10 protein-coding genes are annotated in these 19,974 nt (G+C 72.7%); 8 read left to right on the top strand and 2 right to left on the bottom strand.

From position 1 onward, the window contains the following. Positions 1 to 2 precede the first annotated feature (2 nt). Positions 3 to 1,934 carry a glycoside hydrolase family 127 protein gene (locus tag ACFSL2_RS07945; protein WP_377197333.1) on the top strand — a complete coding sequence of 644 codons (1,932 nt, stop codon included), beginning with the start codon at positions 3 to 5 and terminating at the stop codon, positions 1,932 to 1,934. A gap of 261 nt (positions 1,935 to 2,195) precedes the next feature. Here ACFSL2_RS07945 and ACFSL2_RS07940 read toward each other — a convergent pair whose 3' ends face one another. Further along, on the bottom strand, positions 2,196 to 5,330 hold the full coding sequence (locus ACFSL2_RS07940) for a family 43 glycosylhydrolase (protein WP_377197332.1): 3,135 nt from the start codon (positions 5,328 to 5,330) through the stop codon (positions 2,196 to 2,198). A gap of 335 nt (positions 5,331 to 5,665) precedes the next feature. Here ACFSL2_RS07940 and ACFSL2_RS07935 point away from each other — a divergent pair, with 335 nt between their 5' ends. The 7 genes from ACFSL2_RS07935 (at position 5,666) to ACFSL2_RS07905 (ending at position 18,519) form a co-directional block, all read left to right on the top strand. Beyond that, positions 5,666 to 10,393 (top strand): galactose-binding domain-containing protein, encoded by a 4,728-nt coding sequence (locus ACFSL2_RS07935; RefSeq protein WP_377197331.1) that lies wholly within the window; start codon positions 5,666 to 5,668, stop codon positions 10,391 to 10,393. Between the two features lie 14 nt (positions 10,394 to 10,407). After that, positions 10,408 to 12,657 (top strand): glycoside hydrolase family 127 protein, encoded by a 2,250-nt coding sequence (locus ACFSL2_RS07930; RefSeq protein WP_377197330.1) that lies wholly within the window; start codon positions 10,408 to 10,410, stop codon positions 12,655 to 12,657. Beyond that, on the top strand, positions 12,654 to 14,585 hold the full coding sequence (locus tag ACFSL2_RS07925) for an Ig-like domain-containing protein (protein WP_377197329.1): 1,932 nt from the start codon (positions 12,654 to 12,656) through the stop codon (positions 14,583 to 14,585). Before ACFSL2_RS07930 ends, ACFSL2_RS07925 begins: the two co-directional genes overlap by 4 nt. Positions 14,586 to 14,667: 82 nt before the next feature. After that, complete coding sequence (locus tag ACFSL2_RS07920; protein WP_377197328.1) at positions 14,668 to 15,294, top strand: hypothetical protein; 627 nt, start codon at positions 14,668 to 14,670, stop codon at positions 15,292 to 15,294. 94 nt (positions 15,295 to 15,388) lie between these two features. Then, positions 15,389 to 16,444 (top strand): hypothetical protein, encoded by a 1,056-nt coding sequence (locus ACFSL2_RS07915; RefSeq protein WP_377197327.1) that lies wholly within the window; start codon positions 15,389 to 15,391, stop codon positions 16,442 to 16,444. 141 nt (positions 16,445 to 16,585) lie between these two features. Then, the gene (locus tag ACFSL2_RS07910) at positions 16,586 to 18,016 is read left to right on the top strand and encodes a GntP family permease (protein ID WP_377197326.1); all 1,431 of its coding nucleotides are present in this window, start codon (positions 16,586 to 16,588) and stop codon (positions 18,014 to 18,016) included. Continuing rightward, on the top strand, positions 18,013 to 18,519 hold the full coding sequence (locus tag ACFSL2_RS07905; protein WP_377197325.1) for a gluconokinase: 507 nt from the start codon (positions 18,013 to 18,015) through the stop codon (positions 18,517 to 18,519). The genes ACFSL2_RS07910 and ACFSL2_RS07905 overlap by 4 nt, the downstream gene beginning before the upstream one ends. A 31-nt stretch (positions 18,520 to 18,550) precedes the next feature. Here ACFSL2_RS07905 and ACFSL2_RS07900 read toward each other — a convergent pair whose 3' ends face one another. Continuing rightward, positions 18,551 to 19,846 carry a cytochrome P450 gene (locus ACFSL2_RS07900; protein ID WP_377197324.1) on the bottom strand — a complete coding sequence of 432 codons (1,296 nt, stop codon included), beginning with the start codon at positions 19,844 to 19,846 and terminating at the stop codon, positions 18,551 to 18,553. Between the last annotated feature and the right edge of the window lie 128 nt (positions 19,847 to 19,974).

Here is a 19,974-nt window from a genome sequence, read left to right as displayed (position 1 = left end):
GCATGCTCTTTCCGACCGGGCACCGTGGCGCGGCCACACCCGCGCCCGTCGTGCCCTCGACCGGGCGCTTCCAGCCACTCGGCCTCGACCAGGTACGCATCACCGGTGGGCCCTGGGCGCGCCGCCAGGAGGTCAATGCCGCGGCCACCCTCGCGCACATCGAGCACTGGCTCGAACGCGAGGGCTGGCTGGGGAACTTCGACCTGGCGGCCGCCGGTGAACTCCCGGCAGGCCGGCGCGGCCGGGAGTTCAGCGACTCGGAGGTGTACAAGCTCCTGGAAGCCATGGCCTGGGAGCTCGGCCGGCGGCCCGACGCGGACCTGGAGCACCGGTTCGGCGCCATCGTGCGCCGGGTCGCCGCCGCGCAGGAACGGGACGGATATGTCGGCACCCGGTTCGGCCGGCCGGGTCAGCAGCCGCGCTACTCCGACCTGGAGTGGGGCCACGAGCTCTACTGCCAGGGGCACCTCTACCAGGCGGCCGCCGCGCGAGCCCGCACGGGACACCCGGGCGACCTCCTGGTCGAGGTCGCCCGGCGCAGCGCCGACCACGTGTGCGCGACGTTCGGTCCGGACGGCAACCAGGGGGTCTGCGGCCACGCGGAGGTGGAGGTCGGCCTGGCCGAGCTCGGGCGTGCGCTCGGCGAGCCGCGCTACCTGGAGCAGGCCGGGCTGTTCGTCGACCGGCGCGGGCACGGCGTCCTGGCTGACATCGAGTTCGGCCGCTCGTACTACCAGGACGACGTCCCGGTGCGCGACGCCGAGGTGTTCCGCGGCCACTCGGTCCGCGCGAACTACCTGGCGGCCGGCGCGGTCGACGTGGCGGTCGAGACCGGCGACGAGAAGCTCCTCGACGCCGTGGCCGGACAGTGGGCGCGCACCCAGGCCCGCCGGACCTACCTGACCGGCGGGCAGGGCTCGCACCACCAGGACGAGGCGTTCGGCGACGACTGGGTGCTACCCCCGGACCGCGCGTACTCCGAGACGTGCGCGAGCGTCGGCTCCGTCATGGTGTCGTGGCGCCTCCTGCTGGCCCGTGGCGGTGTCCAGTACGCCGACGCGATCGAACGTGCGCTGACCAACGTGGTCGCCACCTCGCCGGCCGCCGACGGACGCTCGTTCTTCTACGCGAACACCTTGCACCAGCGGGTCCCGGCCGAGCACGTGGCCACGGACGAGGTGAGCAAGCGTGCCGAGGCTTCGCTGCGCGCACCGTGGTTCGAGGTCGCCTGCTGCCCGCCCAACGTGGCGCGGACGTTCGCGAGCGTCGCCGCCTACGTCGCGACGGTCGACGAGGGCGGTGTCCAGCTCCACCAGTACGTGCCGGCCGAGATCCGGGCCGCGCTCCCGTCCGGTGAGCCGGTGGCGCTCGACGTCGTGACCCGCTACCCGGACGACGGCCGGGTCGAGGTGCACGTGGTCGAGGCGCCGCGCGACTGGACGCTCACTCTGCGCGTGCCGTCCTGGTCGCCGTCGGCCCGGATCAGGGTGGACGACGGGCCCGCCCGCGAGGTGGGCCCCGGCACGGTAGAGGTGCCCGGCCCCCGGTCCGGCGGCGTCGTGGCGCTGGACCTCGATGCCGCCCCGCGGTTCGTCGCACCCGACCTGCACATCGACGCGGTCCGCGGCTGCGTGGCGGTGCAGCGCGGTCCGGAGGTGCTGTGCCTCGAGTCGGTCGACCTGGACACGGGCGACGGCGTGGACGACGTCGTGGTGGACGCCTCGGTCCCGCCGTGGGAGGTGGACGGCACGGTGTACGTCCGGGCCGGGACGCTGCGCGGGGGCGACGCCGTCGAGGTCGCATGGCCGTACGCCGCCACGGACGACGTCGCGCCGCGGGCCCGGCCCGAGCTGCGTGACGTCCCGCTGGTTCCGTACCACGACTGGGCGAACCGCGGCCCAGCCACGATGCGAGTCTGGCTCCCGGTGCTCTGACGACCGGCGGCAGCTCGCCCGCGCTGGCCCGCAGGGGCCCCACCTGCTGCGCCAGCCCAGTGATTCTGCCCGAACTCGACTGGAGTTCGGGCGGAATCGCTGGGCTGGCGCGGTGATTGGGCGGCTGCGTGCTGAGTTCGGTCGGTTGCCGTGAGATCGGTCAGTCAAACGACCGAACTCGTGGCAACCGACCGAACTCATGCGAGCGCCGTCGCAACCGACCGAACTCAGCGGCGCGCCCGCAGGCGGCCCAGTCGGCGGTCAGGGTCCGCAGCTCACCCCCGCGTAGGGGGCCGTGACCTCGCGGGTCACCGGCTCGCCGGCGACGGGTCCGCTGACCTCCACGGTCGCGGTCCCGTCGTCGACCTGCGCCGTCCGGGTGGCGAAGGACTGGTAGGCGCTCTGCCCCGGGGCCACACCGGTGACCTCGCGCGTGCCGTACGGGGTGGTCAGCGTGAGGTCCACCGGGCCGTCGTGGTCGTTCACGGCGCGCACGGCCAGGGTGGCGCTGCCCGCCAGGCAGCGTGCCTCGGCGGTGACGGTCACCGCCGGCTCGGCGGGCCCGTCCGCACCCGGGTCGTCGGCGAGCACCCGCCACTCGGTCGCGGCGACGGCGGAGAAGCTGGCACCGTCGCCGTTCGCGTGGATCGTCGCGCGCAGGCGCGAGGTCGTGACGGGCTCGAACGTCATGCGGTTGAACTGGTCCGTGCTCGTGCCGGAGGGCGACGGTTCGGGCACGGTCGCCCACTCCTGCGCGGTCTCGTCCCAGTACGACAGCTCCCAGGAGTCCGGCGGGGCCACGCCCGCGCCGGTGCCCTGCGGCTGGTCGGCCCAGAACTTGATCTCGGCGGCGGTCAGCCGGATCGGCCGAGGCCAGGAGTACTGGGCCCACTGGGACGCCGGGTGGTCGCCGGACCACGTGCCCCAGAGCTGTGCCTGCGGCGGGCTCGCCGGGTCCAGCTCGTCGTTGAGCGCGTGCACGGAGTTCCAGCCGGCGGTGTACGACGCCGTCGGCGTGGCCAGCGGTGCGACGTTGCCGGTCAGCGGGCCGCTGAGATCGGCGGGGATCGTGACCGTCCGGGCGGGCTCCGCGTTGCCTGCCCGGTCCACGGCCCGGTAGCGCACGTCGTGGCGGTCCGGGTCCCCGGCGGTGACGGGGCCGTCGTACGGTTCGAACGCGCCGCCGTCCACCGCCACCTCGATGCGTCCGACGCCGGAGGTGGCGTCCGAGGCGGTGACAGAGACGGTACGGGCCGCGTCGTCGACGCTCGCCGTGCTGCGCGGAGCCGTGGCGTCGATGCGGACGTCCAGCGTGGCCCGCGGTGACACGTTGCCGGCGCGGTCGGTGGCCGTCGCGGCGACCGTGTGCTCGCCGTCACCGGAGAGCTCGACGTCGGTGTACCGGACGTGATCGGTGACGACCGGGTCACCGCCGTCGACCGACGTGGTGAGGACCACCCGGCCACCGCCGTCGTCGGTGCCCGCGACGCGGGTGCGCACAGCGGACCGGAACCACCCGTCGCTCCCGGCGCTGCCGATCGGGGTGAGGGTCACCTCCGGCGGCGTCTCGTCTCCCACGGTGTCCGCCGGGTCGACCACGGTCACGGTGGTGGTCACGCGGCCCGCGGCGTGGCCGAGCACCGAACCCTCCACGGTGATCTCGCCCGGCGCGGCCACGTCCTCGGCGGCGAGCGCGTCCCAGTAGGCGGGTACCCGGAGGGTGTGCCCGCCAGGGTAGGTCGCCGTGACGGTGCCCGGCAGCTCCGTCTCGCCCACCTCGACGGTCATCCGTCCGGGTGTCACGGTCTCGGCCTGCTCGGCGAGGACCTCCCACTCCTCGACGGCGATGCCGGAGTAGGTGGAGCCGTTGGTCGACGCGTCGAAGACCACCCGGAGCTGCGTGGTGGTCACGGCGTCGAACGACGTCGGCTGGAAGCCGGACGTGCTGGTCGGGTAGCCGTCGGCCCCCGGCACGTCGGTCCAGGTGCCGCCGTCCCAGTACTGGATACGCCAGGCGTCCGGGGCCGCCACCCCGACCCCGGAGCCCTGCGGCTGGTCGTTCCAGAACTCGATCCGGGAGCCGGACACGCGCACGGGCTGGTCCCAGGTGTACTGGACCCACTGCTGCGGCGGGTTGTTCCCGGTCCAGGTGCCCCACATGTCCGGCGGCAGCGGGTTGGGTCGCACGATCTCGTCGTTGAGGGCCTTGACCCAGTACTGCGTCGGGACGGGATCGTTCGAGACCGTGACGCGAGCCTCCTGCGCGATGTTCGCCCGCGGCGTGCGGTCCGGCTGCTGCGGCGGCGTGGTCGTCACCGGGAGCATGCGCGGCGGGTTCTGCGTGTCGTCCCACTCGACGCGGTCGATCGCCACCGAGCGCCGGAAGTGGTTGCCGCCCTCGGCGTCGGCCGTGTGATAGGCGATCCACCACTGCCCGTTCAGCTCGACGATGCCGGGATGGCTCGTGGTCGACGAGACGGGCGGGAGGATCGTGCCCCGGTACGTCCACGGACCCTCGGCCGAGGGCGCCGTCGCGTACGCGATGCACGCGTGATAGTTCGCGGGGGTGCACGGGCTGTCGGGGCCGGCGTTGTTCCCGGCGTACGCGAGGTAGTAGGTGCCGTCGCGCTCGAAGAGCCAGGGCGCCTCGAAGAACCCGGTGAGGCCGGTGACGGACCGGGTGTCGCCGACGGGGGTCTTCATGTCCGGCCCCAGCTCGATCTGGCGCAGGTTGCCGAAGCTGCCCCAGTACATGAACACCCTGCGGTCGTCGCCGGTGCCGTCGACCAGCACCGTGGGGTCGATGTTGTGGATCGTGTTGGGCGCGGGGAGCCGCTGGGAGACGATGGGCCCGCCCGCGTGGTCGGTCCAGGGCCCGGTGGGGGAGTCCGACACGGCGACGCCGATGCCGAACTTGTCGTTCGCGCCGCTGGCCGCCTCGTGCACGGGGACGTACCAGTAGTACCGCCCGTCCACGCCCTGCTGCACCTCGCCCGCGTAGGCACGCCCCGGTGTCGCCCACGAGAAGACGTCCTCGGGGCGCATCAGCGACGGGTGGTGCGTCCACTCGCCGGCGTCGACGTCCGACGTCACGAGCGCGCCCCACTCGTTCATGACGAAGTCGTTGCGCGTCGGGCCCGCCTCGTCGTGGCCCATGTAGACGTAGAGCTGGTCCGTCCCGGTGCCGTTGCCGGGCGCTCCGGCGGGGACCACCAGCGGTGCCGGGTCCGCCGAGTAGTAGCTCCCGTCGGCCAGGATCGGGTTCTCCGTGCTGGTGAAGCCGACGGGGTCGGCCGCCCGCGCCACCGTCGGCACGGCGCTGACGGCGAGCCCGGTGGCGAGGACCGCCGCGAGGGCGCCCGCCGTGGCAGGTCTTCCTGCTCGGATCTGTCTCATGCGTGTTCTCCTGTCGTGGCACTTCGTCGTGGCACTGCCGCAGTGACGCGCCGACCTTGTCACAGCCTGCTGCCGCCAACAATGGGTTTCGGTGCTTTTCGGCGTGCCTGTGGGCCGCAGGGGTGATCGTTGGCCGAAAACACCGAAAACCATTGCCGTAGCCGCTGGGTGGTGCTTCACTGGTCGGCGCCGGGCTCCTCGAGGGCGAGCGAGCCGGCGGGAACCACCTGGCGGACACGACGCGAGCCGGGGTGGGGAGCGCAGCGATGCGCGACCTCCGCCCGAGCGGCGCGCCGTCCGTCCGACTGCCTGGCCGTCGACGGAGAGGACATGTGATGTCGGCACGAACACGAAGAGGTGCGGTCGCCGCCACCGCGGTGGCGGCGCTGGTCGCCTGCGGAAGCGTGGCGCTGCTGCCGCCGGCGGCCTATGCGGCGTCGCCGGTGCTGCCGGGGAACGACGCCGACGTCGGCGTCTACACCGACGGGCTCACCGACTCGCTGGACATCGGGGACCCGGTGTACCGCAACCTGGACGAGGTCGAGGCCGCGCTCGACCCCGGTGTCCCGTACACCGCCGACAGCATGTACCGGTCGATCTTCGACGCCGACGTCGCTGCGGGCGGCACGGACTTCTACCTCGACCGCGTCCTCGGGGTGAGCGGCACGGCGGGCAACTCCGTGCTGCAGACCCGTGGCCGCACGCTCTACCTGCGCGGCGCGTCGAGCTGGAACACCATGGGCTTCGCGGGGAACGCCTTCGCCGGCGGGCCGAACAACCTCGGGGACCTGTACACGATCACGGTGCCGGGGCAGGCCGTCAGCGAGGAGGGCAGCGCCAGGTTCAACGCGCCCAGCCACGCCAAGGCCCGCTACTCGATCGGCTCGACGGGGGTCACGGCCGACCTGCGCAAGCTCATCACCCACGACAACACGGCGCTGTCCGCGCTCACCTTCACCAACCCCGGCGCCGACGACGTCACCTTCACCGTGCGCGCGCAGTCGCCGGTCGCCCGGGTGGCCGGCGACGCGGCCGACGAGCTGACCGGCACGCGCACCCTGACCAGCGGCGCGAACAACGGGCTGGTCGACACGCCGTGGTCGTCCGTGACCGTCGGGCTGAAGGCCGAGGGCTTCACGCGCAGCGGCACCACTCTCGACCGCGAGGTGACGGTCCCGGCCGGCGGCTCGATCGACCTGTCGGTGGTCGGCGCGCTCTACTCCGACGCCCTGCCCGAGGGCGAGACGCAGCTGCGCGACTACGCGGCCATGGCTCCCGGGGCGGCGTTCCGGGCCGGCGTGACCGCGTTCAACGAGCGGTGGGCCGCGGACATCCCGTACATCGACGTGCCGGACCCCGCCATCGAGAAGGCGATCGTGTACCGCTGGTGGGGCGAGCGGTACAACAGCCTGGACGCGAACGAGCCTGGCTACGTGTACCAGTATCCGACGACCATCGAGGGCGTGCACCTCTACCAGAACTCGGTGGTGCTCACGCAGCCGATGCATCTGCAGGACACCAAGTGGATCCGTAACCCGTACCTCGCGTACGGCCAGGTGCTGAACGTCGGTGAGCTCTCCGGGTCGTCGGCCTTCCTCGACAGCCCGGGACACACCAGCTGGAACAACCACTACTCCCAGTACCTCGGCACGGCCGGGCTGGAGGCGTACAACGTGCACGGTGGCGGCCCCGCCGTCGCCGAGCGGTTCGCCCACTACTTCGAGCAGGACGGCGTGGGCCAGCTCGAGCACTACGACGGGAACGACGACGGCCTGATCGCGTACGACACCAACTACATGCCGGGCAACGACTCCGACGCGATCACCTTCGGCTACCCGAAGGTGAATGCGGGCGCGCCCGGCGCGCGGACGATCGAGCGGCCCGAGTCGGCGTACGTGTGGGGCGCGTTCGACGCCGCCAGCAAGCTCTACGAGATCGCCGGCGCGGACCCCGCCAAGGTGTCCGGCACGGCCGCCGAGGCCGACCGCATCCAGCAGGCGGTCCTGGACCGGCTCTGGAGCGACGAGACGCGGATGTTCCTCGCGGGCACCTCGCACGGGGCGACGTCGGCGGCGTCGTCGGGCGGCGGCACCAATCCGCTGCCCGAGGCGGAGCGGGACCTGATCCCGGCCAAGGAGTCCAACCTGTACGACGTCTACGCGCAGGACCTCATCCCTGCGGGCGAGTGGGAGAAGTACGTCGACGGGTTCCGGTTCCTGCGCTACGGCGACAACTTCCCGATCTTCCCGTTCTACACGGCCAACCAGTACGACCGGTCGAAGTTCGACATCGGCGGCTCCAACAACTTCTCGAACATCAACTTCACGGTCCAGTACCGCGGCGTGCGCTCCGCGCTGCGCCACTACGACCCCGAGCAGCGGTACATCACCCCGGAGTACGCGGCCAAGCTGCTCGACTGGATGGCGTGGAGCATCTACCCGAACGGTGACGCGCGCGTGGCCAACCAGGCCGAGTACTACTCGGGCTGGGACGCGGAGACCAAGACCTACAACCGCAACAACCCCAACCACGTGATGCTCGGCAACATGAGCTACATCTTCGTCGAGGACATGGGCGGCATCCAGCCGCGTTCGGACGACCTGATCGAGCTCTCGCCGATCGACCTCGGCTACGAGCACTTCATGGTGAACAACCTGCGATACCACGGTCACGACGTGTCGGTCGTCTGGGACCCGGACGGCACGCACTACGGTCTCGGCGCCGGCTACTCGCTGTTCGTCGACGGCGAGCGCAAGGCGTCCGCCGACAGCATCGGCCGGTTCGTGTACGACCCGGCGGCCAACGAGGTGGTCGAGGCCGACGACGGCATCGGCGCCGTCGTCGTCGCCGACCAGGGCACCGACCTGCCCGCGGCGGTCGACACGCCGATCGAGGACGAGCGCGTCGTGTCGTACCTGAAGACGGCGGGCATCGATCTCACCGAGGACGCAGACAACCTCGCGGAGGGGGCGACGCTCGGCTCGTCCGCCACGCAGGTCGGCACCCGTCCGGCCCCGTGGCGGAACTTCCACACGCCCGGGTTCTCCAGCAGCTCGATGAACTACACGCCGGGGGCCGTCGCGGCCACCGAGCGGTCCGTGTCGCTGGACGCGGTGACCGACGGCGTGACGGCGAACGAGCCCTACTGGGGCAACCACGGGACCGACGGCGACACCGGCTACGTGGAGCTCGACCTCGGCGAGCCGGTGCCCGTCGACAACGTCAAGGTCTGGTTCGTCAGCGACCGCCAGGAGGGCGGGTACGCCCAGCCGCAGCGCTACTCGATCCAGGTGCCCGACGGGCAGGGCGGCTGGACCGCCGTCCCCGAGCAGGCCAAGGCACCGAAGGTGCCCGGACCCAAGCTGAACGAGGCGCTGTTCCCGACCACCACGACCGACCGGGTCCGGGTGGCCTTCACGAACGCGCCCGGCCACTGGACGGCGATCTCCGAGATCCAGGCGTTCGACTCCGGCCGGCCGGTGCCTCCGGTGGTGAACGACCCGCCGTCGGTCAGCGCGACGTTCGACGACAGCGCGGACGGCAACCTGTCCACGCAGCTCGTGGCCACCGCCACCGACGACGGGCTCCCGGACGACGGCGAGCTGACCTACGGCTGGGAGACCGTCTCGGCGCCTGACGGCGCGGGCGTGATCTTCGCCGACGACACCGCGCTCACCACTCGGGTGACCGGCACCGCCGCCGGCGAGTACGTGTTCCGCTTCCGCGCGACGGACGGGGAGCTCACCACCACCCGGGACGTCACGGTGATGCTCGCGGAACGTGAGACGACCGCCGAGTTCGGGCGGCTCGCCACGATCACGACGAGCGGGGCCTCGCCGTGGGAGGACCCGCAGCGGGTCAACGCTGAGTCGACGCCGGCGAGCTCGAGCCCGGGTGCGGGCAACGGCTGGGGCACCTGGGGCCAGGCCCAGAACGGCACCAGCCAGGAGCAGGAGGCCTGGATCCGGTACGCGTGGGACGCGCCGGTCCAGGTGAGCTCGACGGACATCTACTGGTACGACGACACGGGCGGCACCAGGACGCCGCGCGCCGACACGTACGCCGTCGAGTACACGACCGACGGCGAGACCTGGGACCCCGTCACGCTCACGGACGGGTCCACGTACGGCGACGCGCTCGCCCGGAACGGCTACAACCACCTCGACTTCGAGCCGGTGGAGGCGAGCGCGCTGCGCATCCGGATCTGGGGCGTGCAGACCGGCGGCGCCGGGACCGGCGTCCTGCGCTGGCGCGTCAACGGCGACACGGTGGACTCGGTGGCGAGCCCGGTGGTCATGCGGACCACCACCGGCGTCGTCCCGGAGCTGCCCGCGCAGCTCGACGTCGTCTACTCGGGCGGCACCCGCGGCACGCTGCCGTTCACCTGGCAGGAGATCACGCCGGCGATGGTCGCCGAGACCAACGTCGAGCCGTTCGTGGTCCACGGCACCAACGCCGAGTACGGGCTGCTGGCCGAGGCGCGGGTGTACGTGCGGCCCGAGACGGCGCAGGACGGCATCGCCATCCAGGGCGCCGAGAAGTTCGAGCGCGAGGTCCAGGTGGGCGAGCTGCCCCACCTGCCCACCCGGGTGGCCGTGTCGTACAACGACGGGTCACGCGACAACCAGGCGATCGGCGTCGTGTGGGACTTCGACGAGTCGCTGGTCCAGCAGCCGGGCGTGCACGTCGTCACCGGTCAGCTCGTCCTGCCCGACTACGTGAGCGAGGCGGGGACCACGCAGACCACGCTCACGCTCACCGTGCTGGGCGACGCGGCCGGGGGGCCGGCGGTCACCGCGACCGCCGAACCCCGGTGCCTGGCCGGCAAGGTGACGCTCGCGGTCCGAGCGGTGAACGACGAGGACGGACCCCTCGACGTCACGCTCGCCACCGCCTTCGGCACCAAGGAGGTCTCCGGCGTCGAACCCGGCGCGGCGGCCTACCAGTCGTTCGCCACCCGCGCCGGTTCGATCGAGGCCGGAACAGCGACCGTGACGGCCCAGGACGGTGCCGGCCGCACCTCCGAGACCAGCGTCGAGCACCCCGCACTCACGTGCGGCTGACGGAAGGGACCACCATGCACAGTGCACCCGAGACCCCAGGGGTCTCCCGCCGGTCGCTGCTCCGGATCGGAGCAGCCGGCCTCGCCGGGGGCGCCGCCGCCCTCGGCCTCGCCGGTGGGGTGGCCTCGGCCGCCCCGCCGCTCGCCGCCCAGCAGGTAGCCGCACGTCTGCCGCGCCGCTACCTGCGCCTGCTCGACCGGTCCCCGGTGTCCAGCCGGTGGCTGGCCACGCCGTTCCCGCTCGCCGACGTGTCCCTCGCGCCGAGCGTCGCCACCCGGTCGCAGGACCAGCTCCTGCACCTGCTCCGGGTCTACCCGGTGGACCGGGTCCTCGCGGTCTTCCGCCGCAACGCCGGCCTCGACACGCGGGGCGCCAACCCGCCGGGCGGCTGGGAGGGCTTCGGCCACGCGAACGAGGAGCCCTGGGGGCCGGACGACTACCCGGGCCGGGCCAACGTCCAGACCGCCAACCTCCTGCGCGGGCACTACGGCGGGCACTTCCTGTCCGCCCTCGCGCTCGCGTGGGCGTCCACCGGCGAGCAGGTGTTCAAGGACAAGGTGGACGAGGTGGTCGCCGGGCTGGGCGAGGTCCAGGCGGCGCTCGCGGCGACGGGCCGGTTCACCCACCCCGGCTTCCTCGCCGCGTACGGCGAGTGGCAGTTCAGCCAGCTCGAGAAGTACGCGCCGTACGGCGAGATCTGGGCGCCGTACTACACGTGCCACAAGATCATGGCGGGCCTGCGGGACGCCTACCAGGTCGCCGACAGCGACCAGGCGCTGGAGATCCTCACGCCGATGGCGGACTGGGTCTCCGGCCGGCTCGACCCGCTGCCCGCCGACCAGCTCACGCGGATGTGGGGCATCTACATCGCCGGCGAGTACGGGGGCATGAACGAGGTGCTCTGCGACCTCGCCGCGATCACGGGCGAGGACAAGTACGTCGCCACCGCCGGCAAGTTCGACCTGACCCCGCTGGTCGACGCCTGCGCCGGGGGCACCGACACCCTGAACGGCAAGCACGCCAACCAGCACATCCCGCAGTTCCCCGGCTACCTCAAGGCCTACGAGCACACGGGGGAGGAGCGCTACCTCGACGCCGTCACGGGGTTCTGGGGCATGGTCGTTCCGGGCCGTACCTACGCGCACGGCGGCCACGGTGAGGGGGAGCTGTTCGGTCCGCCCGACACCGTCGCCGGCGACATCGGCGCCCGGAATGCCGAGACCTGCGGCACGTACAACATGCTCAAGCTGTCCCGCCTGCTGTACCTGCACACGCTCGACCCGGCGTACATGGAGTACTACGAGCGCGGCCTGCTCAACCACATCGTCGGGTCCAAGCGGAACACGCAGTCCGATACGAGCCCCGACGTCACCTACATGTACGGCGTCAACCCCGGCACCCGCCGTGAGTACGGCAACACCGGCACCTGCTGCGGCGGCACCGGGCTGGAGAACCACGTCAAGTACGCCGACACGGTCTACCTGCGGTCCGCCGACGGCACCGCGCTGCACGTGAACCTCTATCTCGCCTCGACCCTGGACTGGCCGGAGCGCGGGCTGCGCGTGGTCCAGGAGACGGAGTACCCGAAGGCCGGCTCGACCCGCCTGACGTTCGAGGGGTCGGGCGAGCTCGACCTGCGGCTGCGCGTGCCGGGCTGGGTGCGCAAGGGCTTCACCGTCCGCGTCAACGACGTGGTGCAGGAGCTGGACGCCGTCCCCGGCGCGTACGTGTCCATCGTGCGCACCTGGGCGTCCGGCGACGTGGTCGACGTGGACATGCCGTTCAGCGTCCGGGCCGTACCCACCGTGGACGACCCGGCGGTCCAGAGCATCGAGTGGGGCCCCACCGTGCTGCTCGTGCGCGACCCCGCCACCAGCTACCTCGACATCTCCCTCTACGGCCACATGGGCCTCGACGGCACCCTCGACAGTGCGTTCGAGGCCACCGGGGACGGCTACTTCCGGCTCGGCGACCGCGTTCTCGAGCCCGCGTGGTCCGGTGACCACACGACGTACCACATGTACGTGCGCCGAGCCGAGCCGCGCGTCGTCTTCGCCGGCCTGGACAGCGGGGTGGTGAACGCCGCCCGCCCCGACGGCACCACCCTGCTCGACGCCGTCTGGGCAGACGGCGGGTTCGCCACGCGCGGCGAGTTCCTCGCTCGCGTGCAGAGCATCACCGACCAGTTCACCGACGAGGGCCTGATCAGCCGGCGGGACGCCCAGCGCGTCCTGCTGACCGCGGGCAAGGCGAGGATGGCATGAGCACACCACACGGAGTCGCCGGGCGCCGCGCGACCGCCGTCCTCGGCGCGCTCGTCCTCGCCCTGACCAGCCTGAGCTCTGCCGTGGCGGCACCGCCGGCCGGCGCCGACGCGATGGCCGCGGAGCCCGGCAACGTCGCATCCTTGGCCACGCCGAGCGCCAGCTACACCGCCTCCTGGAACCGCGTCGCCGCCGTGAACGACGGCGAGGGCGTCAGCACCGGCGGCTCGCACGAGGACACCTGGGCCACCTGGGGCGAGGACCCGCGCCCGGCGAGCCAGTGGCTCGAGTACACGTGGGAGGCACCGGTCCGGGTCGACCGGTCGGTCGTGCGCTTCTGGTCCGACGGGACGGAGGCTAACGGCGACAACGTGCGCGTGCCCACGTCCTGGACGATCCAGTACTGGGACGCGGACGCCGAGGCGTTCGCCGACCTGCCGGCGCCGAGCGGCTTCCCCACCGACCGCCTCGAGCTGAACGAGACCAGCTTCGAGCCCGTCACGACCACCCGGCTGCGGGCCACGTTCCAGGCGCTCGCGGGAGGCCCGGACGAGACCTACTCCGCGGTCGGGGTGTCCGAGTGGGAGGTCTGGGGCACCGGCGGCGTCGTCGAGCCCGAGCCCGAGGACCCGTTCGGCCCGATCGACCACACGCCGGTGCACGTCCCGACGCAGGTGGGGGTGCTGCCCGAGCTGCCGGCGCAGCTCGACGTCGTCTACGAGGACGGGCGGGTCGAGCAGGTCGCGGTCACCTGGGCCGACGTCGCGGCGGACGACGTCGCCGCGGCCGGGTCCTTCGCGGTCACCGGCACGTCTCCCGACCTGGTGGAGCCGGTCGGCGGCACGGTGTACGTGCGGGACGGCGACCCCGGGCCGGTCGTCGCGGTCGACAACGTCGCGGTGGTCACCCTCGCGGGCACCGCGCCCGTGCTCCCGCCGGCCGTGACCGCCGAGTACGAGGACGGGTCCCGGGACAGCCGGATCCCGGTCGCCTGGGACGACGTCGACGCGAGCGACTACGCGACGGCCGGCGGCATGTTCTTCGTCGCGGGCCTGGCCGAGGGTACGGACGTGCCCGCGGAGGCCGTGGTGTTCGTGCTCGAGCCGGACACGGCGGGGGACACCACCGCGCCGTCGGTCACCCTGACCGCCGAGCCGGTCGCCGCGCCGTCCGGCTGGTACGTGCAGCCCGTCACGGTCACCGTGCGGGTGAGCGACAACCGGGACCCGGAGCCACGGGTCGAGGTGGCGGTCGACGGTGCGGAGCCGGCCCCGTACACGGGACCGTTCACCCTGGACGGTGACGGCACGCACACGGTGCACGTGCTGGCGACGGACGCGGCAGGGAACGTCGGCGAGGCGCAGCGGGACCTGCGGGTGGACACCACGGCACCCGTGACCACCGCGAGCGTCGAGAACCTCGGTTCGAGCGTCGAGATCACGCTCGAGGCCACGGACGGCGACGGGTCCGGCGTCGACCGGATCCAGTGGGAGGGGCCGGGGACGTTCTGGGGCACCTACACCGGACCGTTCACCCGCACGCTCACCGACGCGGAGCAGGTCATCGAGTTCGCGGCCACCGACGCCGCGGGCAACCCCGAGGAGCGCAGGTCGCTGACCCTGCCCGCGGCCGAGGCGGACCTGCCCGTCACCGCCGAGGCCTCCGCCCGCTGCGTGGCGGGCACCGTGCACGTCGCCGTGCGAGCGGTCAACGGGGCGGACGTGCCCGTGGACGTCGTGCTGGCCACCGAGCACGGCTCCCGCGAGGTGACCGGCGTCGAGCCGGGAGCCGGCGCGTACCAGTCGTTCGCGACCCGCGCCGCGGCGGTACCGGAGGGCACCGCCTCGGTGACCGCCACCGGCACGGTCGACGGCGAGGACGTCACCGTCCGGCACGAGATGGCGCTCGCCGCCCTGTCCTGTGGGTGAGACCACGTCGACGGCTCCGGCCCGGCCATCCGGCCGCGCCGCTCGCACCACCACCCGTACCAGCACGAAGAGAAGAGACACCATGATGAACCGCCACACCACCCAGCGGATCGCCGCGGCGGCGGCCGGTCTGGCCGTCGCGACGGTCGGTGGCCTCGCCACCTCGGCCGCGGCCGCCGACGGTGACGACACCGGAGTCGACCTGTCCGTGACGATCGAGGACAACACGCCGGGCGCACTGAGCATGTCGGTCGCGCCGAACGACGGCGTCGCCCTCGCCGAGGAGGGCTCCGACGCCGAGGCCCGGCAGTTCGTGGGCAGCCTGCCCACGGTCACGGTCGAGGACACCCGCGACGCCGCGAACGTGCCGGAGGGCTCGTACTGGGCGGTCGTCGGCCAGGCGAGCGAGTTCACCGCCGAGGGCCAGGAGCCGATCGGCGCCGAGTACCTCGGCTGGGCACCGCGCCTGCTGACGCCGTCGCCGTCGGGCGACGTCGCGGCGGGCGAGCCCGTCTCCAGCGTGCTCCCCGACGGTTCGGGCGGCGCCGCCGTCGGCCTCGGGGGCCAGGAGCTGCTGCTGTCCACCTGGGCGGCCGGCGCCGAGGCCGGCCCCTGGGACGTGACGGCGGACCTGACGCTGCGCACGCCCGCCGACGTGTCCCCGGGCGAGTACTCCTCGGTTCTGACCCTCTCGCTCTTCGAGGGCTGACCAACCACCTCGTCGAGTGCTGGATACTCGCTCCCGACCGGTTCGGCGGAGCGCGGTCATCCAGCACTCGACGACGTTCTCCGGAGGGTTTCGTATGCATGTCCGCAGCGTGGTCCGGGGCGTCGTGGGGCTGGTCGCCGCGGCACTGGTCGCCCCGGCACTGGTGATCGGGGCGCCGGCCGCCGCGACGGGGTCCACCTCGGCCGGAGCGGCCGCCGACGAGCGCATCACCTGGTCGGTCGTACCGGCCGACGCGTCGGGCCCGGACGGGCGCCACGTGATCGACCTGGAGCTCCAGCCCGGCGAGCGAGCCACGGAACGCGTGGCCGTGCGCAACCACTCGGCGCGCGAGGCGACGTTCGCCCTGTCGGCCAACGACGGGTACCTGACCGACCGGGGCAGCTTCGACATGCGGCCGTCGTCCGTCCCGGCCGAGGACGGCGGGTCGTGGATCACCGTGCCCGACGACGTGGTCGTCGGACCGGGGGAGACCGAGGTGGTGCCGTTCGAGGTCGTGGCACCCGCCGACGCCGTGCCCGGCGACCACCCGGCCGGCGTCGCCGCCTCGGTGCGCTCGGGCGGCGAGCTGCAGGTCGAGTCGCGGGTCGGGGTCCGCGTGAACCTGCGCACGCCGGGCGAGGTGGTCGCCTCGATGAAGGCCGAGCTGCTCGGCACGTCCTTCACGCAGGGGGCCGGCCTGCTGGAACCCGGCGAGCTGGTGCTGCGGTATGCCGTGGTCAACGACGGCACGGTGGCGTTGCACACCACGTCGCAGGTGCGGGCGGAGAGCAGGTTCGGCGGTCCCGCCGTGACCGCACCAGCGGGCGAGGCGCTCGAGGTGCTGCCCGGCGGCCGGCGCGAGGTGACGGTCACGGTGCCCCGGGCGTGGCCGGTCGGGCCGTTCGGCGTCGAGGCGGTGGTCGGCGCCGCCGTGGCGGAGGACGGTCCGGACGTGCCCGTCCCGGCCGACGTGACCCTCACCGACACCGTCTGGGCGCTCCCGCTGCCGCACCTGCTGGCACTGCTCGCTCTGGTTCTCGTCGGCTGGGCGGTGCGCCGGACGCTGCGCGCACGCCGCACGCGGCTCGACCGCCTGCTCGACCGGGCACGGGCCGAGGGGCGTGCGGAGGCCATGGCGTCGGCCCGCTGACACCGTCGCCGCCTACCGCATCTCGGGGCGCCCACGGCAACGACCTGGCACGACACTCTGCCGCACTGCACCATCGCATCGATCCGTGCTGCTACTGTCGAGACGATCCAGCAGCACAGGACGGACCGCGAGGAGGCGGTGATGACCGAGATCGAGCCGGTCTACGGGGCTGGCACCCTGCTCCTGATCGCAGCGGCGGCCGTCGCTGTGCTCCTGTTCCTCATCATCCGGCTCAAGCTGCATGCCTTTCCCGCGCTCGTGCTGGTCAGCCTGCTCACCGCGGTCGCAGCCGGGATCCCGGTGGCGGACATCCCCGATGCGCTGATGACCGGCTTCAGCGGCACGCTGGGTTCGGTGGCGCTGCTCGTCGGGTTCGGCGTCATGGTCGGCAGACTGCTCGAGACCACCGGTGGCGCGCAGGTCCTGGCCGACACGCTCATCGCCCGGTTCGGCGAGAAGCACGCGCCGCTCGCACTCGGCGTCGCCGCGCTCATCTTCGGCTTCCCGATCTTCTTCGACGCGGGCCTCGTGGTGTTCCTGCCGATCATCTTCACCGTCGCGCGACGGTTCGGTGGCGGCATCCTGCGCTACGGCCTGCCCACCGCGGGCGCGTTCGCGGTCATGCACGCCGTCGTGCCACCGCACCCCGGGCCCGTGGCCGCCGCGAACCTGATGGACGGAAACATCGGCCTCACGCTCCTGATGGGCATCCCCGTCGCGGTCGCCGCCTGGTTCCTCGGCGTCTACTACGTGGCCCGCTACCTGGGCAACCGCTACCGCATCGACGCCACCGACGCCGTCTTCGGCCGCATGAACGGCGGGCGTGACCAGAGCGCGGAGGGCGGCTCCGCGGGAGGCGGGACGACCGCCACGGCCACCCAGGCGCCGCCGCGCTTCGGCACCGTCCTGTTCATCCTGCTCCTGCCGCTGGTGCTGATCTCGCTCAACACGGTCGTGGACACCCTGATCCAGGCCGGCACGATCGCCGAGGAGGCGGACTGGGCGAGCACCCTGATACTGATCGGGCAGACCCCCATCGCGCTGCTCATCACCGTGCTCGTGGCGCTCGCGGTGCTGTCCCGCGGGCGGTTCTCGATGGGGCAGGCCACCAGCCTCCTGGACGACGCGCTCGGGCCGATCTGCTCGATCATCCTCATCACCGGGGCCGGTGGGATGTTCGGTGGCGTGCTCCGCGCCAGCGGCATCGGCACGGCGCTCACCGGCGCGCTGTCCGACCTGGGCCTGCCGATCCTCCTGCAGGCCTTCTTCATCGCGACGGTGCTGCGGGTGGCGCAGGGCTCCGCGACCGTGGCCCTGACGACGACGGCCGGGCTGATCTCGGCGCAGGTGGCCGCCGAGGGACTCAGTGACGTGAAGATCACGCTGCTGGTCTTCGCGGTGGCCGCGGGCGCGACGGTCCTGTCCCACGTGAACGACTCCGGGTTCTGGCTCGTGAGCAGGTTCTTCGGCATGGACGTCAAGACGACGCTCAAGACCTGGACGGTGCTGGAGACCACCCTGGGCCTCGCCATCTTCCTGCTCGCCGCGCTGCTCTGGCTCGTCACCGGATGAGCGCGCCGCGCCACCTCGTCGTCATGGGCGTGACCGCGACGGGCAAGACCACCGTCGGCCGTGCGCTCGCAGTGGCGCTCGACGGCGTCTTCGTGGAGGGCGACACGTTCCACCCGCCGGCGAACATCGAGAAGATGTCGGCCGGTATCCCGCTCGACGACGACGACCGGCGTCCCTGGCTCCGGGCACTGGCCGAGGAGATCGCCCGGCTCGATGCGGCGGGCGAGCGCTCGGTGACCGCCTGCTCGGCGTTGCGCCGGCCGTATCGTGACTGGCTGCGCGAGGGCCACGCCGGGCTCTTCTTCGTGCACCTCGACTCGACGTTCGAGGTCCTGCTCGACCGCATGAAGCGCCGGACCCACTTCATGCCGCCGTCGCTGCTGCAGTCCCAGCTCGACACCCTGGAACCGCTGGAGCCCGACGAGTCGGGAGCCGTCATCGACGACACCCGGACCGTCGACGAGGTGGTCGCGGACAGTCTCGCCGCGGTCCGCGCGGCGTGACGGGCCGGGCCGCTCCCGGAAACGAACTGCTCTAGGACGCGAACTCCGCCGGCCCCGGGGGCCAGGCGCCGGGAGCGGGCTGGCTGGCCGGGGGCGGGAACGTGACCGGGAGCCGGGCCGGGAAGCGCATCCACGGGCTCGTCGCCCACTCGACCTTGTCGGGGTCACCGACGAGCGTCACCTGCAGGCGCTGCAGCAGCTCCGCGACCGCGATGCGCGCGATGACGCGACCGAGCCGGGGCGCGGGGCACCGGTGGGGTCCCGCACCGAACGACAGGTATGCGCGGTTCCCCACGGTGTCCCACGGATCGGCGGACTGGACCAGCGGGTCGTGGTTGGCCGCGTGCACCGCGACGATCACCGCCTCGCCGCGCTCGACCAGCTTGTCGCCGATCACCACCTCGCGCGTGGCGAACCGTGGCATGAGGTTCGGGTTGGTCGTCGAGCGCCAGAGCACCTCGTCGAGCGCGTCGTCGATGTGCAGCCGCCCCCCGGAGACCCGGTTCGAGAAGCGCGGGTCGCTCAGGACCAGCGCGAACGTCTGCGCGATCCAGGCCAGCAGCGCCTCGTTGGCCGCCAGCGTGATCGCGGTGAGGGTCTGGGCGCGCTCCAGGTCGCTCTCGAAGTTGTCGTGCACCGCCAGGACCCCGGCGATGTCCCGGGTACCGAGCCTCCGGCTGTGGGCGATGTGCCCGGTGACGATCTCCAGGAGCTCGACGGTGCGCTCCCGGGCGGCGGCGCCGGACTCGAAGATCGCCCGCGTGATCTCCTGCAGCCGCTGCGCCTGGGCGGGGTCCAGCCCGTCCAGCTCGGACAGCACGAGGAACGGGACCACTGCCGCGTACTCGGCGACGAGGTCGGCCCGACCGCGATCCTCGAACCGGTCGATGAGCATCCCGCACAGCCGGCGGGTGATCGCCGCCGCGCGGGCTTCGTCGACCTGTCCCAGCGCGTCGTCGACCGGTGGCCGCATCCGCGCGTGCTTGGCGCCGTCGGCGTCGGCGAGCGTGGGCTTCGGGGCGCGGGGCAGCACGAGATGCAGTGCCGACTGCGGGCCGAGCAGGCCCTCCTCGTGCCCGCGCCAGATCGACGGGTCCTTGATGAAGGTGCGGTCGTCCCGCAGCACGCCGACCGCCTCGTTGTGGCCGAGCACCAGCCACGCCGGCACGCCCGGCTCGAGCTCCACCGGGGCGACGGAGCCCCATCGCTCTCGCAGGCCCTCGTACACCGTGTTCGTGTCGGCAGCCGTGGTCGTCTCCACGAGGAGCGTGCGGTCGGTGACGTCGCGTAGCCGCACCTGCGGTTCCGACGGCGGTCGTGCACTCACGGTTCCCCTCTCGTCGGTGACGTGGACCGGATCAAGTGACGCCGGGTACAAGCCCTCGCTCGGGATGCTAACGGACGAACGGCCGGGCGGCGCCACCAGTTGGATCACGATCCAGGTCAGACGCCCCG

It is taken from the genome of Promicromonospora aerolata (genome assembly GCF_042682255.1).
GTDB classification, from domain to species: domain Bacteria; phylum Actinomycetota; class Actinomycetes; order Actinomycetales; family Cellulomonadaceae; genus Promicromonospora; species Promicromonospora aerolata.
This window is presented reverse-complemented; position numbering and strand designations above follow the sequence as displayed.

Coding starts and splice junctions, on each gene's coding strand:
- ACFSL2_RS07940 (WP_377197332.1), bottom strand. CDS start 5,330: ATGAGACAGATCCGAGCAGGAAGACCTGCCACGGCGGGCGCCCTCGCG.
- ACFSL2_RS07910 (WP_377197326.1), top strand. CDS start 16,586: ATGACCGAGATCGAGCCGGTCTACGGGGCTGGCACCCTGCTCCTGATC.
- ACFSL2_RS07920 (WP_377197328.1), top strand. CDS start 14,668: ATGATGAACCGCCACACCACCCAGCGGATCGCCGCGGCGGCGGCCGGT.
- ACFSL2_RS07925 (WP_377197329.1), top strand. CDS start 12,654: ATGAGCACACCACACGGAGTCGCCGGGCGCCGCGCGACCGCCGTCCTC.
- ACFSL2_RS07905 (WP_377197325.1), top strand. CDS start 18,013: ATGAGCGCGCCGCGCCACCTCGTCGTCATGGGCGTGACCGCGACGGGC.
- ACFSL2_RS07935 (WP_377197331.1), top strand. CDS start 5,666: ATGTCGGCACGAACACGAAGAGGTGCGGTCGCCGCCACCGCGGTGGCG.
- ACFSL2_RS07930 (WP_377197330.1), top strand. CDS start 10,408: ATGCACAGTGCACCCGAGACCCCAGGGGTCTCCCGCCGGTCGCTGCTC.
- ACFSL2_RS07945 (WP_377197333.1), top strand. CDS start 3: ATGCTCTTTCCGACCGGGCACCGTGGCGCGGCCACACCCGCGCCCGTC.
- ACFSL2_RS07915 (WP_377197327.1), top strand. CDS start 15,389: ATGCATGTCCGCAGCGTGGTCCGGGGCGTCGTGGGGCTGGTCGCCGCG.